General features: G+C 71.1%; 13 protein-coding genes. 4 read left to right on the top strand and 9 right to left on the bottom strand.

Annotated features, from left to right (window positions below):
* The first annotated feature begins 113 nt into the window (after positions 1–113).
* Positions 114–887 (top strand): IclR family transcriptional regulator, encoded by a 774-nt coding sequence (locus DC008_RS10355; RefSeq protein ID WP_108706718.1) that lies wholly within the window; start codon positions 114–116, stop codon positions 885–887.
* Complete coding sequence (locus tag DC008_RS10350; protein ID WP_108706717.1) at positions 884–1,732, top strand: SMP-30/gluconolactonase/LRE family protein; 849 nt, start codon at positions 884–886, stop codon at positions 1,730–1,732. The genes DC008_RS10355 and DC008_RS10350 overlap by 4 nt, the downstream gene beginning before the upstream one ends.
* Here the strand turns inward: DC008_RS10350 and DC008_RS10345 are convergent, their stop codons facing one another.
* From DC008_RS10345 to DC008_RS10335, 3 genes are read right to left on the bottom strand one after another with little or no spacing between them, the layout of a single operon-like run.
* The gene (locus tag DC008_RS10345; protein WP_208645840.1) at positions 1,733–3,139 is read right to left on the bottom strand and encodes an FAD-dependent oxidoreductase; all 1,407 of its coding nucleotides are present in this window, start codon (positions 3,137–3,139) and stop codon (positions 1,733–1,735) included.
* A complete protein-coding gene (locus tag DC008_RS10340) occupies positions 3,132–4,367 on the bottom strand; it encodes an MAB_1171c family putative transporter (protein WP_374207439.1) in 1,236 nt (411 codons plus the stop codon). The genes DC008_RS10345 and DC008_RS10340 overlap by 8 nt, the downstream gene beginning before the upstream one ends.
* Positions 4,364–4,978 carry a toxin-antitoxin system, toxin component family protein gene (locus tag DC008_RS10335; protein ID WP_208645839.1) on the bottom strand — a complete coding sequence of 205 codons (615 nt, stop codon included), beginning with the start codon at positions 4,976–4,978 and terminating at the stop codon, positions 4,364–4,366. Before DC008_RS10335 ends, DC008_RS10340 begins: the two co-directional genes overlap by 4 nt.
* 234 nt (positions 4,979–5,212) lie before the next feature.
* Here DC008_RS10335 and arfA point away from each other — a divergent pair, with 234 nt between their 5' ends.
* Complete coding sequence (arfA, locus tag DC008_RS10330; protein WP_108706715.1) at positions 5,213–6,721, top strand: arabinosylfuranosidase ArfA; 1,509 nt, start codon at positions 5,213–5,215, stop codon at positions 6,719–6,721.
* Positions 6,722–6,943: 222 nt separating this feature from the next.
* Complete coding sequence (locus DC008_RS10325; RefSeq protein ID WP_108706714.1) at positions 6,944–7,603, top strand: DUF4360 domain-containing protein; 660 nt, start codon at positions 6,944–6,946, stop codon at positions 7,601–7,603.
* 95 nt (positions 7,604–7,698) lie between these two features.
* Here the strand turns inward: DC008_RS10325 and DC008_RS10320 are convergent, their stop codons facing one another.
* The 6 genes from DC008_RS10320 to mmsA all read right to left on the bottom strand — a co-directional run bounded on the left by DC008_RS10320 (position 7,699) and on the right by mmsA (position 16,664).
* A complete protein-coding gene (locus tag DC008_RS10320) occupies positions 7,699–9,534 on the bottom strand; it encodes an Hsp70 family protein (protein WP_108706713.1) in 1,836 nt (611 codons plus the stop codon).
* Complete coding sequence (locus DC008_RS10315; protein ID WP_108706712.1) at positions 9,531–10,823, bottom strand: KAP family P-loop NTPase fold protein; 1,293 nt, start codon at positions 10,821–10,823, stop codon at positions 9,531–9,533. The genes DC008_RS10320 and DC008_RS10315 overlap by 4 nt, the downstream gene beginning before the upstream one ends.
* A gap of 85 nt (positions 10,824–10,908) precedes the next feature.
* On the bottom strand, positions 10,909–12,534 hold the full coding sequence (locus tag DC008_RS10310; protein WP_108706711.1) for a pyridoxal phosphate-dependent aminotransferase: 1,626 nt from the start codon (positions 12,532–12,534) through the stop codon (positions 10,909–10,911).
* 127 nt (positions 12,535–12,661) lie between these two features.
* Complete coding sequence (locus tag DC008_RS10305; protein WP_108706710.1) at positions 12,662–13,813, bottom strand: aldose epimerase family protein; 1,152 nt, start codon at positions 13,811–13,813, stop codon at positions 12,662–12,664.
* A 59-nt stretch (positions 13,814–13,872) separates the two neighbouring features.
* Positions 13,873–15,117 carry a multiple monosaccharide ABC transporter permease gene (gene mmsB, locus DC008_RS10300; RefSeq protein ID WP_108706709.1) on the bottom strand — a complete coding sequence of 415 codons (1,245 nt, stop codon included), beginning with the start codon at positions 15,115–15,117 and terminating at the stop codon, positions 13,873–13,875.
* Complete coding sequence (gene mmsA / locus DC008_RS10295) at positions 15,114–16,664, bottom strand: multiple monosaccharide ABC transporter ATP-binding protein (protein WP_108706708.1); 1,551 nt, start codon at positions 16,662–16,664, stop codon at positions 15,114–15,116. The genes mmsB and mmsA overlap by 4 nt, the downstream gene beginning before the upstream one ends.
* Positions 16,665–16,669: the final 5 nt, after the last annotated feature.

Below are 16,669 nucleotides of genomic sequence, written 5' to 3'. Positions count from 1 at the left end.
ACCCACGCGGCCATTGCCGGGGCGGAGGGCTCGGACTAGCCTGTGTTCGTCATTCCGATCGGCTGTTGAAATATCGAACGCAGCCTCTTCGACCCCCAAGGAGGAGGCCGGACGTGGGACGCCTCGTACCTGCCGTGACCCGGGCCCTCGACATACTCGAGCTCTTCCTGGACGGGGACGGCACACTCTCCGCCCCCGACATCGTGCGCCGGCTCCAGCTGCCGCGCACCACCGTGCACGAGCTCGTGACCACCCTCGCCGCCCGGTCGTACATCGTGCAGGTGCCGGGGCAGCCGGGACGGTACCGGCTGGGCGTACGGCCGTACCAGCTCGGCAGCCGGTACGCCGAGCAGCTCGACCTCGCCGCCGAGGGCCAGCAGGTCGCCCGGTCCGTCGCCGAGACCTGCGACGAGACCGTGCACGTGGCCATCCTCGAGGGCACCGACGTCATCTACATCGCCAAGGTCGACTCGACGCACGCCGTGCGCATGGTGTCCGCCGCCGGGCGCCGGCTGCCCGCCCACTGCACCTCGGTCGGCAAGATGCTGCTCGCCTCCCTCCCCGAGGGGGAGCTCGCCTCCCGCCTCCCCGACGACGCCGAACTCACCGCGATGACACCGAACAGCATCACCGACCCCGCCGTCCTGCGCGAGGCCCTCGCGGAGATCCGCGAGCGGCAGCTCGCCGTCGAGACCCGCGAGTCCAACCCGGACGTCTCCTGTGTGGCCGCGCCCGTACGGGACCGCACCGGGCAGGTCGTCGCCGCCCTGTCCATCTCCGTCCCCATGATCCGCTGGGGCGACGAGCGCCGCGCCGAGCTGGAGCAGCTCGCCGTGAAGGGCGCCGCCGAGCTGTCGGAGCGTCTCGGCCACCGGAGCGCGGCATGAGCGCCCCCTACGAGGTGGCGGTGCGGGCCGAGGCCCAGCTGGGCGAGGGCCCGACCTGGGACCCCGCGAGCGGCCGCCTGCTGTGGATCGACATCCTGGGCTCCCGCCTCCACACCTACGACCCCGTCTCCGGCCGGCGCTCCGTGCGGACCGTCTTCCAGCACATCGGCGCCGTCAAGCCGCGCGCCGGCGGCGGACTCGCCCTGAACCTCCGGGACGGCGTGGGACTGCTGGACCCGGACGGCGCCTTCCGCTGGCTGCACCACGAGCCGGTGTCCGGCCGCCGCGCCAACGACGCCGCCGTCGCCCCCGACGGCTCGCTGTGGGCCGGCACCATGCGCTACGACGAGGCACCCGGAGGCGGCACGCTGTGCCGGATCACCGGGGACGGCACGGCGGAGGTCGTCCTCGACGACGTGACGGTGAGCAACGGCACCGGCTGGAGCCCCGACGGACGGCTCCTGTACTACATCGACACGCCGACCCGCCGGGTGGACGTCTTCGACCACGAGGACGGCCGGGTGACGAACCGCCGCACCTTCGCCGAGATCGAGGACGGCGCCGGGTTCCCCGACGGGCTGACCGTCGACGCCGAGGGCGCCGTCTGGGTGGCCCTGTGGGACGGCTCCGCGGTACGCCGGTACACCCCCGACGGCGTACTGGACCGGGTGATCGCGTTCCCGGTGCCCCGGGTGACGGCGTGCGCCTTCGGCGGCCCCGGACTGACCGACCTGTACGTCACCACGGCCCGCGTCGGCCTCGACTCGCCCCCGCCGCTGGCGGGTTCGCTGTTCGTGGTGCCGGGCGCGGGGAGGGGAGCGGCGCAACCCGCCTTCGCCGGTTGATCAGGGCAGCAGCCCCGCCTTCTTCATCTCCTCGGCGGTCAGCGGCGGTCCGGTGAGCCGGGGCTTCAACGGCCCCACCGCCGCCGCCAGCAGCACCGACGGGTCCAGCAGCACCTCCGCCCGCCGCTCCAGCGACGTCACGTCGGTCACGCGGCGGGCGATCCGCCCGTTGCCGGTGGCCGTGTGCATCAGGCGGTCCACGTACCCGGCCACCAGCCGGTCCCGCAGGGTCGGCCCGGTCTCCGTGGCGCCCGGGTAGAACACGTCCTGGCCTATCGCCAGGTCCCAGGCGGCCCCGACCGGCCGCGCCACCGCCTTCTGAACCCGCCGCGCCAGCCCCGCCGTGCCCCAGCCGTACCGCCGGACCGTCTCACGCAGGATCAGCGCGCTCTGCGCGCCGACCGACAGCCCGTGCCCGTACACCGGGTTGTACGCGGCGAGCGCGTCGCCGAGGACGGTGAGGTTCTCGGGCCAGTCCGGCATCCGCTCGTAGTAGTGGCGGCGGTTGGCGGTGGTGCGGGTGAAGGCGACGCCCGACAGCGGCTCGGCCCGCTCGATCAGCTCGCCGATGACGGGGTGCCGCAGCTCCTCCCGGGCGAACCGCGCGAACTCCTCGTCGGACGTCCCCGGTTCACCACCCCGTGTGCCGCTGAGCGTCACCAGCCAGCGGCCGTGCTCGATCGGCAGCAGCACCCCCGCCCGGCCGGGGCCGCCCGCGCGCGGGTCGGCCTGCACATTGACCACCGGGAAGCCGTCCCGGGCCGGCTCGGGCGCGAGAAACAGCCGGCTCGCGTACGCCAGCCCCGAGTCGACCTCGCGCCGCACGGGCGCGGGCAGCCCGAGCGCGGCCAGCCGGCGGGGCGCCGACGGGCCCCGGCCGGTGGCGTCCACGACCAGGCCCGTCTCCAGGGTGCTCTCCCGCCCGTCGCGCCCCCGCAGCCGTACGCCCGTGACCGCCCGCGCGTCGCCGAGGAGGTCCAGGACCTCGGTGCCGTCGAGGAGTTCGATCCGCTCGTCGGCCAGGACCCGGGAGCGGACCGTCGCGTCCAGCAGATCCCGGCCGGCCAGGACGATGTGGTGCGACTCGGGCCAGCGGCGGAACCAGCCGCGCGGCGACAGCGCGACCATGTCCGTGGTGATCGGCGCCCGGCGCGCCCCGGCCGCGCGCAGGTCCGCGCCGATGCCCGGAAGCAGCTCCTCCAGCGCCCGCACCCCGCCCGACCACAGCAGATGCACATGCCGGGACTGCGGCAGGCCCTTGCGGGGGTCGGGTCCGGACGGCAGCACGTCGCGCTCCACCACGACCACCCGGTCGGCGGACCCCGCCAGGGCCTGTGCCGCGAGCATGCCGGTATGGGATCCCCCGAGGACGACGGCGACTCTGGCGGGGGAGGGTCGTTCACTCATGCGCGGACATGCTCTCTGCCGGGACGGCCGCGCGGGCGCGGACCGCCTTGATCTCGTCGGGCCTGCGCAGGACGCCGGAGACGGCGTGGATCTCGCGCAGCAGATAGGTGGTGTCGGGCTCCGCGGCGCCGTCGCCGTCCGGCACCCGCCGTCCGCTCTCGACGGCGTCGAGGATCGTCACGGCGACCGCGAGGGCCTGGGCCCGGCCGGGCTCGGCGCCGAGGGTGAGCGCGGCGGTGTGGGCGCGCCGGCGCAGGTCCTCGTCGAGATGGCGGGAGAGCTGGAGCAGCGCGTCGCGGATGTAGGTCTCCCGGCGGATCAGCCGGATCTCCGGCGCCGCCCGCAGCACGAACGGCTCGTGGCGCCCGGCGACCGGCCGCAGCAGCCGGGCCAGCGGCTTCAGGCCACGGCGCCGGCGGCGGACCAGCAGCCGCTCCTGGAGGTACTGGCCGGCGTGCGGGACGATCACGCCCACGGCGACCATGGTGGCGCCGATGCAGGCGGCGGACGGCGCGACGTTGGTGTTCAGCCAGTCCAGGTCGTGCCCGGTCCAGCGGGCCACGATCGCGGTGAACTTGGCGGCGCTGAACAGCAGGTTGGTGACATAGCCGACGCTCAGGAACCGCAGCCCCCAGCGCAGCCAGCCGTCGAGGCCGTCGGTGCGGATCCAGGTCCAGATCAGCCGGGCCGTGATGAGACAGGCCACCGTGTGCACGACCAGGTAGAGGAGGATCTCCTCCCGCATGAACGGCGTGGACGCGTAGTAGGTGTCGAGGTCCTCGATCTGCTCCACGGGGACGTCGGCCAGCGCGAACAGCACCCACAGCGCGACCACCACGGTCGCGTACACGGAGACCACCCAGCGGGTCGCGCGCCGGGTCCGCTCCCGGCGGTCGGTGTGACCGCCGCCGCGCCAGTGCACCACCAGCAGCAGCCAGGACGCGGACAGCGCGGTGATCAGGGAGTACACCCAGGGCGCGGCGATGTTGGGGACGCCGATGACCCGGTTGGTCCAGGCGATGGTGCCGGGGGCCGCGAACACGAACACCATGCAGGCGAGCAGCAGCAGTCCGCCCACGGCGCGCAGCAGCGGGTCACGCCACAGCTTCACGATGCTGGGCAGCTTGATCGCCAGGGCCGCGCCGAGGACGAGGCCCGGCAGCCAGAAGGAGATGTACAGGCCGGACAGGAACTCCACCGGCCCGTCCGCCAGCTGCAGAGGTGTCACCGCGCCCTGCCTCCGCGTCCGCGGTACCCGAGCGAGCGGTGGACCGGGTCGGCCGACCCGCTCCCGTTCTCACCGGAGACCAGCTCCCGGACGGCGGCGGCCAGCCGGTGCCCGAAGTCGTCGGCCTCGGCCTCGTCGCTCTGCCGGGAGCCGTCGCGCGCGGCCACGGTGAGGGCCACGTCGTCCCAGCCGGGCCGGCCGGCGAGGGCGTGCGCGGCGGCCGTGCCGATGCCGTGGTGATGGTGCCGGTGCCCGGCGTGCATGTGCCACAACTCGTGCCCCAGGATGACCAGTTGCTGGACGGCCTCGGCGCGCTCCTCGACGATGACGAGGTCGAAGTCCTGGAACTCCACCCAGAGTCCGGTCACCTCGATCTCGTCGGGGAACCGCTCGAAGCGCAGTTCGACGGGCCGGCCGCCGCGCCGGGCGCTCATCCGCGCGCACAGCGCCTGGCACACCTCGTGGACACCGGCCGGGGGGCGGGGCCCGGAGCGCAGCGCGGCACTCAGGTCGCCGGCCAGGTCCCGCATGGCGACGGCGGTGTGGGCACGCCGCGGCCGTAGCGCCGAGACGAACCGGGCCGCCGTCGTCCGCGCGCCCGCGATGTCCATCGCACCCCCTGTTCCTCCCGTCGCCTCGACGGGTTGTTCGAGCCTACGCGGAGCCCGGTGTCCTCGTCATGCGCTCCGGCGACCGTAGTTCAACCCCGAACGACCGTCACCGCCCGCGATCGTCCCCGGCTGTTGACGGGCAAGCGCTTGCCCCTTACGGTCCCGTCCGAAGTCACGTACAGAGTCCGGTATTTCGTACAGACGGCAGCCCGTCCCGCACTCAGAGAGGCGCCCATGCGCACCGCCCGCTTCACCCTCGACCCCTCCTTCACCGTCGGTGACGTCGACCCCCGGCTCTTCGGGTCCTTCGTCGAGCACCTCGGCCGCTGCGTCTACACCGGCGTCTTCGAGCCGGGCCACCCCACCGCCGACGACCGGGGACTGCGCCGGGACGTCCTCGCGCTCGTCCGGGAACTCGGCGTCACCGTCGTCCGCTACCCCGGCGGCAACTATGTCTCCGCCCACCGCTGGGAGGACTCCGTCGGACCCGCGCACGAGCGCCCCCGCCGCCTCGACCCGGCCTGGCACTCCACGGAGACGAACCGTTTCGGCCTCTCCGAGTACCGGGACTTCCTGCGCAAGGCGGGCGCCGAGCCCATGATGGCGGTCAACCTCGGCACCCGCGGTGTCGCCGAGGCCCTGGAGCTCATGGAGTACGCCAACCACCCCTCGGGCACCGCCCTGTCGGACCTGCGGGTCGCGCACGGCGACAAGGACCCGTTCGGCATCCGGCTCTGGTGTCTCGGCAACGAGATGGACGGGCCCTGGCAGACCGGGCACAAGACCGCGAGCGAGTACGGCCGGATCGCGGCGGAGACGGCCCGTGCCATGCGCCAGTTCGACTCCGCCGCCGAACTCGTCGTCTGCGGCTCCTCCAGCCGGTCCATGCCGACCTTCGCCGCCTGGGAGGCGACGGTCCTGGAGGAGACGTACGACCTGGTCGACCACATCTCGCTGCACGCCTACTACTGGCCCGAGGACGGCGACGTCGACTCCTTCCTCGCCTCCGCCGTCGACATGGAGTCCTTCATCGAGGCCGTCGTCGCCACCGCCGACCATGTGGGCGCCCGGCTGAAGTCGAGCAAGCGGATCACCCTCTCCTTCGACGAGTGGAACGTCTGGTACCTGCCCGAGTGGGTCGCCCGCTCGAAGACCTTCCAGCAGGACGAGTGGCCCGAGGCCCCGCGCCTGCTGGAGGACGGGTACAGCGTCACGGACGCCGCGGTCGTCGGCTCGCTGCTCATCGCCCTGCTGCGGCATGCCGACCGGGTCGCCGTCGCCTGCCTCGCGCAGCTCGTCAACGTGATCGCCCCGATCATGACCGAGCCCGGTGGCCCGGCGTGGCGCCAGACGACCTTCTTCCCGTTCGCGCAGGCCGCGCGGTACGGCCGCGGCCGGGTGCTGGACGTCCGTGTGGACGCGCCGACGTACGAGACCCGCAAGTACGGCGAGACCGACCTGCTGCACGCCACCGCGGTCCGCGCCGAGGACGGCTCGGTCACCGTCTTCGCGGTCAACCGCGGCCGTACGGAGCCGCTGCCGCTGGAGGTGGCGCTGCACGGCCTCGACGTCACCCGGGTCGTGGAGCACAGCGCCCTGGCGGACGCGGACCCGGACGCCCGCAACACCCTGGACGACCCCGACCGTGTCGCCCCGCACCCCGTGCAGGGCGCCACCCTCCAGGACGGCCGCCTCACCGCCCTCCTGGAACCGCTCTCCTGGAACGTGATCCGGCTGGCCTGAGGACCGCGACTCGGACCGGCCCCGGGCGACGGCTGCACACTACAGTCGATTTACCTTCAACTACCAGATAAATGGCCGGAGTTGGCCCCTGCGGAGGGCGCTTTCCGCCCCCTACGATGCGTACGCCTCCGGCCTTCACAGAAACCCCACTCTTTCTTCAAAGGTTCAACCAGAGTGGGCCGGGCCTGGGGCGCAGCCACCCCCCATCCCGAGGAGAGATCCATGGCACGTGGACTCCTGAGACTGCTGCTGAGCGGAGGCGCGCTGACCGCTCTGCTCACAGCCGCCCTGCCCGCCCACGCGGACCCGGCGTTCGAGGACCCGCCGCCGGACAAGATCGTCATCAAGGTCGCCACCGTGAACGGCTCCGGCTGTCCGCAGGGCACCACGGCGGTCGCCGTGTCCGAGGACAACACGGCGTTCACCGTGACCTACAGCGACTATCTCGCCCAGGTCGGCGGCAACTCCGACCCCACGGCGTTCCGTAAGAACTGCCAGCTCAGCCTGGTCGTGCACGTCCCCGGCGGGTTCACGTACGCCATCGCCAGCGCCGACTACCGAGGCTTCGCCGCCCTCCAGCCCGGCGCCAACGCCATCCAGCGGGCCTCGTACTACTTCCAGGGCTCCCCGAACACCCAGTACCGCAACCACCCGTTCTCCGGCCCGCTCAACGACAACTGGCAGGCCACGGACGAGACCGACTGGGCCCAGCTGGTCTGGGCGCCCTGCGGGGTCCAGCGCAACTTCAACATCAACACCGAGCTCCGGGTGAACCTCGGTTCGTCCTCCCCGAACAAGGTCAGCTTCATGACCATGGACTCGACCGACGGCGACATCAGCACGGTCTACCACCTGGCGTGGAAGGAGTGCCCCAAGAAGTGACTCCCGCCCCGCAGTGACACGGCCGGCCCCGAGACCTCCCGCCGGGGCCGGCCCTCACGCGGGCAGCGCCCGAGCGCGCGTAGCGGGTCCGCCGGTCAGAAGATCAGCCTCTCGATCTCGGTCAGACGCTCCAGCAACTGGTCACGGATATGGGCGCGGATGTTCTCCGTCAGCTCATCAGCCTTCCCCTCGTCCAGGGAAAGCGCCTCGATCTCCTTGACCATCCTGCTCACGGACCACTCCTGCATGGCCCAGAGGGCCACCGGCACGCCCCATACCGCGGCGGTCCGGGCGATGTCCGCATAGGGGTTGCCGCTGTGAGCCGGTCGGAACGTGTTCTTGCGCTGCTGCCACCACTCGGCCGTGCGCCGGGAGGCCTGCATGCTCCAGGCGCGCACACCGGACTGAAGGTTGCTCTGCCGTTTTGCGAACCGTGTCAGCTGGTCGGTGAGGGCCTCCGCGACGCTGAGCGGCAGCTGGAAGTCCAGATCCAGCGCGTCGTGAGGCACGCCGTGGTCCCGGCACAGCGAGCTGACACGTTCACCGAGATGCTGGTTCAAGGCTTCGCGCAAGGCCGTGATGGCCGGGGGCTCGCCCCCGTCCACGGGCTCCACGGCAGTGGTCGCGGTGATGTCAGCGGCGCCGCGCACACGTCCGGCCAGACGCCTCTTGAGCTCGGCGAAGCCTTCCGAGATGTGCTTCGAGCACAGGGCGTCGAGCGCCGACTCCTCCAGCAACTCGGTCAACGACGCCCGGAAGCGCTCCAGGCGCAGCTCCGTGTAGCCGGCCAGGGCCAGACCCCGGGCCACCGAGAAGGCGGGATCGGGATCGTTGTCGATGGCCGCCTCGGGGAAGACCTCGCGGCATATCCGCCTCGTCAGCGGCATACGCGAGCCGCCTCCGGTGAGCACCACCTGGTCGGGGTCCTGGTCTTCCATCAGCCGGCGGGCCTGCTTCAGCAGGGCCCGGAACTCGTCGGCCCAGCCGCCAGGGGCGGACACCTGCGCCGGGATCTCCGCCTGGCGCAGCCAACCCCAGGCCAGCTTCATGATGGGCTCGAAGCGGGGGTTCACCGGCTGGTCGAAAGTGGCGGCCTGGGTGCCCGAGAACTGCGCCTCCTTGGCCCGGCGGCAGGCCAGCAGAAGGAACTCCCGGCCACCGTCGGCGGCGAGCGCGGCGTTCAGGGTCTCGTTGTCGCGGTGGTGAGCCGTGACCAGATCGGCGACCTCGAAGTCGATCCTGCGGCAGCCGAAGTCGGCCCCGAGAGCCAGACTGCGCGGCTCCATGTCCGTGATGAGAGTGAAGTCGGTGGTCGAGGATCCGATGTCGACCACCAGGACCCGGCCCGCCGTGGGCTGTTCGGCCATGCTCCGATCCGACGCCTCGGACCCGGCCGTGGCTCCCGGCCGGCGAACATGCACGAGCGCCGCCTGCGACTCCGGCAGCAAACGGGTGTGAACGCCGCGCAGCTGGAGATGGCGCGCGTAGGCCTCGACCACCTCGGGTTCCCAGCCGGCCGGGTGGCCGACGACCATCATGGGCTCGGCGGCCGACTCGGCGGTGTCCGCCTGGTCCGTGGACCGGGCGGGACCGGTGCGCTCCGGCGGCGTCCCGTGTTCCGCCAGAAACTCCGCGAGCAGCGCCTGGACGAACAGCACCGCCTCGGGCGTCTCCAGGCCTCCGGGGTCCGGGCCCTGCTTGAAGTTCAGGCTGAACTCGGCCGCGCCGGCCGCGCACACGGCCTCCTCCCCGAGGAGCCGACGCCGGTCGCCGACGGAGCGGGCCATGGCTGTGAGGACACTGCGTTCCCCGGTGGACCGGCGCTTGAAGACCTGGATGCCCCCGTCGCCGTAGCGCGTCGTCCAGGCGAGCGTGGTCTCGCCGTCCCCCAGGTCGAAGCCGATGACCAGGCCGTCCGGGCCGCCGCTCACCGTGTCCCGACCCCCGCGACGGAAGTGCCGGGCTCGGGGGAGCCGTCGGACCCGCCGCCGGTCGTCACACTCAGCACCTCCGTCAGCGCGTCGATCTCGGTCTTGCCGGGCGGCGGCGGGAAGGCCGGTTCCCGGCGGCTGCTGGAGGTCGCGTGCAGAAGCTCGGCGAGGTCGTTGTCCCGCTGGAAGAGGACGAGCTCTTCCTGGCGCAGCGCGCTGATGTCGCCGTTGGCCGCCTCGTCCATCCGCCGCCACGACTCCGGGCTACGGCTGATCATGGCGTAGAACTCCGGGTGCTGCAGCCGGATGGTGAGCAGGACCGCGGCGTGCAGCATGCGGTCGCGGCTGGGCATGGAGTGCATCCGCAGGGACACGACGGTGAGGTTGAGCGCGTTGACGAAGCGGCGGACGCGCCGGGGGTTCTGGCCGTAGGCGACGCGGATGAGCTGCCACAGGGCCGAGTCGTCGCCGAGGCCCACGACCTCCTGACGGAGGTGACTGAACATGGACTCGAAGGTGACATGGGGCAGGTGGTAGGGGAACTGGACCAGCTTCTCGAGGTATCGCCGGCCTATCTCCTCGTCGCCGCTGAACCGCTGCGCCACGGCCGAGGCGATCACCTGCTGGTCCATCGCCAGGACGAAGACGCAGGACGCCTCGCCAAGAAAGAGCTTCAGCGAGTCCAGGACGGTGATGGCGGCCTCGGGTGTGCAGCGGTCCAGGTCGTCGATGAGGATGACCAGACGGCCGCCGCCGGTGAACTCCTCGACGACCTCGGCGAAGTCGTGCTCGAACTGGTTGACGTGCCGGTACTCGAGAAGATTGCCGTCGTCCCACGCCTCCTTGAGCGCGTCCGCGTCGGCAGTCGAGACAAGACCGCCGCTGAGCGGCACGACCGCCTTGCGGGTCATCAGCCAGGCAGCGGTGCGGCTCAGGGTGGCGGCCTTCTTCAGCGCGTGCTGGAGCTGCACGCTGCGTCCGGCCTCCGGGCCCTGGGTGATCTTGGCTGCGATCTCGTCCAGGATGGTCTGGATCAGCGCATGCCAGATCTCCTCCCGTTGGTCGTACTTCCACGGGTTGAACGTCACCACCGGCGTGCCCTGCTCCTCGAAGAGCGAGCGGCAGATGTTCATGAAGCTGGATTTCCCAGTGCCCCAGGCCCCGTAGAGGGCCACGCTGAGGGGGAGGTCACGAGTCGCCTTGATCGCGTCGCACAGGACCCGGGCATGGGGGACGAAGCCGAAGCGGTCACCCGTCGAGTCCAGCACCGGGTTGTCGGTCAGGAGCATTCACACATGGTGACAGTGCATCACCGCAGTGTCAGGAGATTATCGGAAAGTCCAACCTATACGGGATGAGTGTGCAGGTGCCGGTTCAGGCGCCCGCCGCGTTCGGCCAGCTCTGGGCGGCGGGCCAGCCGGTGGCCGGGGCCGGGGCGAGGCCCGGGACCGGGCCGGTGGTGCCGCGGACCTGGGCGGCGGTGAGGCCGCCCCGGGCCGGTACGCCGGGCGGGGTGGGGCCCGGCGGCACCATCGTCGCGGCCGGCGCCACGGGGGACGGGAACGGCATCGGTGTCGGGGTGGGCTGGGGAGCCGGGGCAGGCGCGGGGGCCACGGCCGCCGCGGCCGGGACCGGGGCGGGGGCAGGCATGGGCGCGGGGGCGGGGGCGGGGGCGGGGGCCACCGGGACCGGGGCCGGCATGGGGGCGGCCACCGGCTGGGGGACCTGCTGCGGCATCTGCTGAGGTGCTTGCTGCGGTACCGGCTGCGGCTGGGGCACCGCCGTGAAGCCCGCCCCGTTGGTGGAGCCGACCAGGCGGTCCACGGCCGCCGTACCCGAGCTGTAGCTGGTCCCGTTGCCCAGCTCGGGTACGGCGGCTCCCCTCCTGGTCCCGTAGAGCACCTGTTCCAGACCGGACACCAGGCGACGCACGTCCGTCTGGGGGCGCACCACGAGTCTCAGGAAGCGGCTGGACGAACCGATCTTGTTGCCGCACTCGCGGACCAGGATCCGGTGCTCGGTGAGCAGCCGGTCGCGGACCACGGTGCCCTCGGCGCCCACGGGCAGGCGCACGAAGAGGAAGTTGCCCTGGGACGGGTAGACCGTCAGACCGGGCAGCGCGGAGAGGGCCCCGGCCATCTCCAGCCGGTCCTTGCGGACCTGCTGGAGGCTCTGCGCGTACTCCGCGCCATGGTCCTTCAGCATGAACACCACGTGCTCGGCGAAGGAGTTGAGGTTCCACTTCGGCAGCATCGAGCGGACCATCCGCGCGAGCGCCGGGTTGGCCACCAGGTAGCCGAAGCGGATGCCGTGCAGGCCGAAGTTCTTGCCGAGGCTGCGCAGCACGATGACGTTCGGCCGCAGCATGGCCTCCTGCACGACCGACGGCTCCTGCTCGGCGTCCGCGAACTCCAGGAAGCTCTCGTCGACGACGACCAGGTCCAGATCGGCCATCGCGTCCATGAACTGCACGATCGCGTGCTTGTGCAGGAAGCCGCCGTCGGGGTTGTTCGGGTTGCAGATCACCGCGACCCGGGTGCCCCTGGCCCGGATGAACTCGGCGTACTGGGCGAGGTCCAGGGCGAACCCGCTGGACTCCTGGAGCGGGAACATGTCGACGCGCTTGCCGGTCTCCATCGGCTGGTCGGTCCAGCGGCCGAACGTGGGGACGGGGATGGCGAGGGACTCACGGACCATCAGATGGTCGATCCAGGTGATCAGCTCGGTGGATCCGTTGCCCATCGCCACGCACTGCGGCGGAAGCTGGAGCAGGCTGCACAGCTCGGCCGTGATGGTGTCGGCGCTGCTCGGGTAGTACGTGATGATGTCCCGCAGCTTCCCCGCCATGTCGTCGAACATCTCGGGGGTGGGGAAGTACGGGTTGCAGGGGATGCAGAAGTCGACCGGGCCGGCCCCGTCGCCGCCCTCGCGTGCCAGCGCCGCCATCGACGGGCTGTGTGCCGCGGTGCTGCGGAACAGCGAGGTGACGTTGTCGGCCATGGAACCTCCGTATGGGGCGGGCCCGGCGGGGACGACCGGGCCCGTCGTCATTGGGTGGCCCGCGCGGGGGAGCACGGGCCGCCGTTACATACGGAGACTGGGGTGACGCCGTTCAATCACCGGGGAATCAGCGGGTGAACGAGTGCACCGTCGTGGATCGGTAGGTCTGGCCCGGCCGCAGCACCGTGGACGGGAACGACGGACGGTTCGGCGAGTCCGGGAAGTGCTGGGTCTCCAGGCACAGTCCGTCGCCCTGCCGGTAGACCCGGCCGCCCGTGCCGACGAGGGTGCCGTCGAGGAAGTTGCCGGAGTAGAACTGCAGCCCCGGCTCGGTCGTCGCGATGCGCAGGGTGCGCCCCGAGGACGGGTCCTGGAGGGTGGCGGCCCACTCCGGGCGCGGTGAGATCCCCTTGTCCAGCACCCAGTTGTGGTCGAAGCCCTGGCCGTACAGGAGCTGCTGATGGGCTACGCGCAGATCCTCGCCGACCGTCTTGGCGCGGCGGAAGTCGAACGGGGTGCCCGCGACCCGCGCCTGTTCGCCGGTGGGGATGAGGCCCGCGTCGACGGGGGTGTAGCGGGAGCCGTCGATCTTCAGCCGGTGGCCCTCGATGCTGCCGCTGCCCTCGCCGGCGAGGTTCCAGTAGACGTGGCTGGTCAGATTGACGACGGTCGGCTTGTCGGTGGTCGCCGCGTAGTCGATGCGCCAGTCGCCGTACCGGGTCAGCGTGTACGTCACCTTCACCCGCAGTGTGCCCGGGTAGCCCATCTCGCCGTCACGGGAGGTGAGATGGAGGTGCAGGCCGACGTCGGCGCCCTTCGTGAACGGCTCGACGTCCCACACCCGCTTGTCGAACCCCTGGGCGCCGCCGTGCAGGCTGTTCTCGCCGTCGTTGACGTCGACCTGGTACGTCCGGCCGTCGAGGGTGAAGCGCCCCTTGCCGATCCGGTTGCCGTACCGGCCGATCAGCGCGCCGAAGTACGGGCTGGAGGCGACGTAGTCGTCGAGGGAGCGGAAACCCAGCGAGACGTTGGCGAGCCGGCCCCGGCGGTCGGGGACCTCCAGGGACTGCACGACACCGCCGTAGGAGAGGACCTTCATCCGGGTGCCGCCGTTGGCGAGCGACCAGCTGTGGACCTTGGTGCCGTCGGGGAGGACGCCGAAGAGGGACCTGACCGGGGCGGCGGCCCCGCTTCCCGTGGCGTGCGCGCTGCCGAGGGTCGCGGCGGTGAGACCCGCCGCCGCGGCTCCGGCGATGACCGTGCGTCTGCTCATGTCCATGTGCGGCTCCTGTTCAGGAAGGCGGGGCCCCGCCGTGCGGCGGGGCCCCGTGCGTGGACCTACGAACCGACCTTGCGCTTGTTCCACACGTCGAAGCCGACCGCCGCCAGCAGGACCAGGCCCTTGATGACCTGCTGCCAGTCGGTGCCGATGCCGACGAGGTTCATGCCGTTGTTCAGCACACCCAGGACCAGACCGCCGATGATCGCGCCGAGGACGGTGCCGACACCGCCGCTCATCGACGCGCCGCCGATGAACGACGCGGCGATCGCCTCCAGCTCGAAGTTGAGGCCCGCCTTGGGGGAGGCCGCGTTGAAGCGGGCGGCGAAGACCAGACCCGCCAGGGCCGCGAGCATGCCCATGTTCAGGAAGACCAGGAAGGTGACCTTCTTGTCCTTCACGCCCGACAGCTTGGCCGCGGGCAGGTTGCCGCCGATCGCGTAGATGTGCCGGCCGATGATCGCGTTGCGCATGACGTAGCCGAACCCGACGAGCAGCACACCGAGGATGAGCAGCACGATCGGGGCGCCCTTGTAGCTGGCCAGCAGCATCGTCAGGGTGAGGATGGCGGCGGCCAGTGCCACCAGCTTCAGCAGGAACAGGTTGAACGGCGGGACGTCGAGGTGGAACTCCAGCTGCCGGCGGCGGTCGCGGAACTCCTGGAAGACCACGAACGCGACCATCGCGAAGCCCAGCAGCAGGGTGAGGTTGTGGTAGTTGGTGTCCGGGCCGACCTCGGGCAGGAAGCCGTTGGCGACCTTCTGCAGCCCCTCCGGGAAGGGGCCGAGCGTCTGCCCCTCCAGGAAGATCTCCGTCAGACCGCGGAAGATCAGCATGCCTGCGAGGGTCACGATGAACGACGGTATGCCGCCGTACGCGATGAAGAACCCTTGTGCGGCACCGGCGACGGCGCCCATCGCGAGGCAGAGGATGACGGCGACCGGCCAGGGCAGATCGTTCTTGACCATGAAGACGGCTGCCATCGAGCCGATGAACGCCGTCAGCGATCCCACCGACAGATCGATGTGGCCGGCGATGATGACCAGCATCATGCCGATCGCGAGGATCAGGATGTAGCTGTTCTGCAGCACCAGGTTGGAGACGTTGCGCGGCAGCAGCAGGTCGCCCTCGGTCCACACGGCGAACAGCACCACGATCAGGCCGAGCGCGATCAGCATGCCGTACTGGCGCATGTTGCGGCGCAGGCCCGCCAGCACCAGCTGGAGCAGGCCGTCGGCCCCGCCCTGCGCGCTCTTCCCCGGCGGCGCGGGGGCCGGGCTCTTGGCGGTCACATCCGTGCTCATCGGGTTACCTCTTTGTCCTTCGTCATCTGACGCATCAGCGATTCCTGCGAGGCCTCTTCGCGCGAGAACTCGCCGGTGAGCCGGCCCGCGGCCATCGTGTAGATGCGGTCGCACATGCCGAGCAGCTCGGGCAGCTCGGAGGAGATGAAGACGACCGCCTTGCCCTGGGCGGCCAGCTGGTCGATGACCGTGTAGATCTCGTACTTGGCGCCCACGTCGATGCCGCGGGTGGGCTCGTCCAGGATCAGCACATCGGGACCCGCGAAGATCCACTTGCTGAGGACGACCTTCTGCTGGTTGCCGCCGGAGAGCTTGCCGACCGGCTCGAAGACGGTCGGCGCCTTGATGTTCATGGACTTCCGGAAGCCCTCGGCGACCTGCCGCTCGCCGTGCTCGTCGACCACGCCCCGCTTGGAGACCTTGCCCAGCGCGCTGAGCGAGATGTTGCGGTTGATGGTGTCGATGAGGTTCAGGCCGTAGTGCTTGCGGTCCTCGGTGACGTACGCGATCCCGTGCTTCACCGCCTCCGGGACGGTCTTGGTGCGGATCTCCTTGCCGTCCTTGAGGACCGAGCCGCCGTGATAGCGGCCGTAGGTGCGCCCGAAGACGCTCATCGCCAGCTCGGTGCGGCCCGCGCCCATCAGCCCGGCGATGCCCACGATCTCCCCGCGCCGCACCTGGAGCGACACGTCGTCGACGACCTTGCGCTGCTGGTCGATCGGGTGGTGCACGGTCCAGTTGCGGATCTCCAGGGCCGGCGCCGCGCCCTCCTCCGGCTCGTGCGGAGTGCGCTCGGGGAAGCGGTGCTCCAGGTCCCGGCCGACCATCCCGCTGATGATCCGGTCCTCGGTGGTCTCCGGGGCCTTCACGTCGAGCGTCTCGATGGTCCGCCCGTCGCGCAGGATCGTCACCGAGTCGGCGACCTTGCGGATCTCGTTGAGCTTGTGGCTGATGATGATCGAGGTGATGCCCTGCTTCTTCAGCTCCAGGATGAGATCCAGGAGCTTGCCGCTGTCCTCGTCGTTGAGCGCCGCGGTCGGCTCGTCGAGGATGAGCAGCTTCACCTTCTTCGACAGCGCCTTGGCGATCTCCACCAACTGCTGCTTGCCGACGCCGATGTCGGCGACCCGGGTGTCCGGGTGGTCGGACAGCCCCACCCGGCGCAGCAGTTCGGTGGCGTGCCGCAGCGTCTCCCGCCAGTCGATGAAGCCGCCCTTGGCGTGCTCGTTGCCGAGGAAGATGTTCTCCGCGAGGGAGAGGAACGGCGACAGCGCCAGCTCCTGGTGGATGATGACGATGCCGCGCTGCTCGCTCGCCCGGATGTCCTTGAACTCGCAGACCTCGCCCTCGAAGAGGATGTCCCCCTCGTAGGTGCCGTGCGGGTGGACTCCGGAGAGGACTTTCATCAGCGTCGACTTGCCGGCGCCGTTCTCCCCGCAGATGGCGTGGACCTCGCCCTGCCGGACGGTCAGGGTGACGTCCGACAGCGCCTTGACGCCGGGAAAGGTCTTGACGATCGAGCGCATTTCCAGGACGGGTCCCGCCATGGTCG

Source organism: Streptomyces nigra (assembly GCF_003074055.1).
Taxonomy (GTDB): domain Bacteria; phylum Actinomycetota; class Actinomycetes; order Streptomycetales; family Streptomycetaceae; genus Streptomyces; species Streptomyces nigra.
This window is presented reverse-complemented; position numbering and strand designations above follow the sequence as displayed.

Coding starts and splice junctions, on each gene's coding strand:
- DC008_RS10335 (WP_208645839.1), bottom strand. CDS start 4,978: ATGGACATCGCGGGCGCGCGGACGACGGCGGCCCGGTTCGTCTCGGCG.
- DC008_RS10325 (WP_108706714.1), top strand. CDS start 6,944: ATGGCACGTGGACTCCTGAGACTGCTGCTGAGCGGAGGCGCGCTGACC.
- DC008_RS10350 (WP_108706717.1), top strand. CDS start 884: ATGAGCGCCCCCTACGAGGTGGCGGTGCGGGCCGAGGCCCAGCTGGGC.
- DC008_RS10315 (WP_108706712.1), bottom strand. CDS start 10,823: ATGCTCCTGACCGACAACCCGGTGCTGGACTCGACGGGTGACCGCTTC.
- mmsA (WP_108706708.1), bottom strand. CDS start 16,664: ATGGCGGGACCCGTCCTGGAAATGCGCTCGATCGTCAAGACCTTTCCC.
- DC008_RS10345 (WP_208645840.1), bottom strand. CDS start 3,139: ATGAGTGAACGACCCTCCCCCGCCAGAGTCGCCGTCGTCCTCGGGGGA.
- arfA (WP_108706715.1), top strand. CDS start 5,213: ATGCGCACCGCCCGCTTCACCCTCGACCCCTCCTTCACCGTCGGTGAC.
- mmsB (WP_108706709.1), bottom strand. CDS start 15,117: ATGAGCACGGATGTGACCGCCAAGAGCCCGGCCCCCGCGCCGCCGGGG.
- DC008_RS10305 (WP_108706710.1), bottom strand. CDS start 13,813: ATGGACATGAGCAGACGCACGGTCATCGCCGGAGCCGCGGCGGCGGGT.
- DC008_RS10310 (WP_108706711.1), bottom strand. CDS start 12,534: ATGGCCGACAACGTCACCTCGCTGTTCCGCAGCACCGCGGCACACAGC.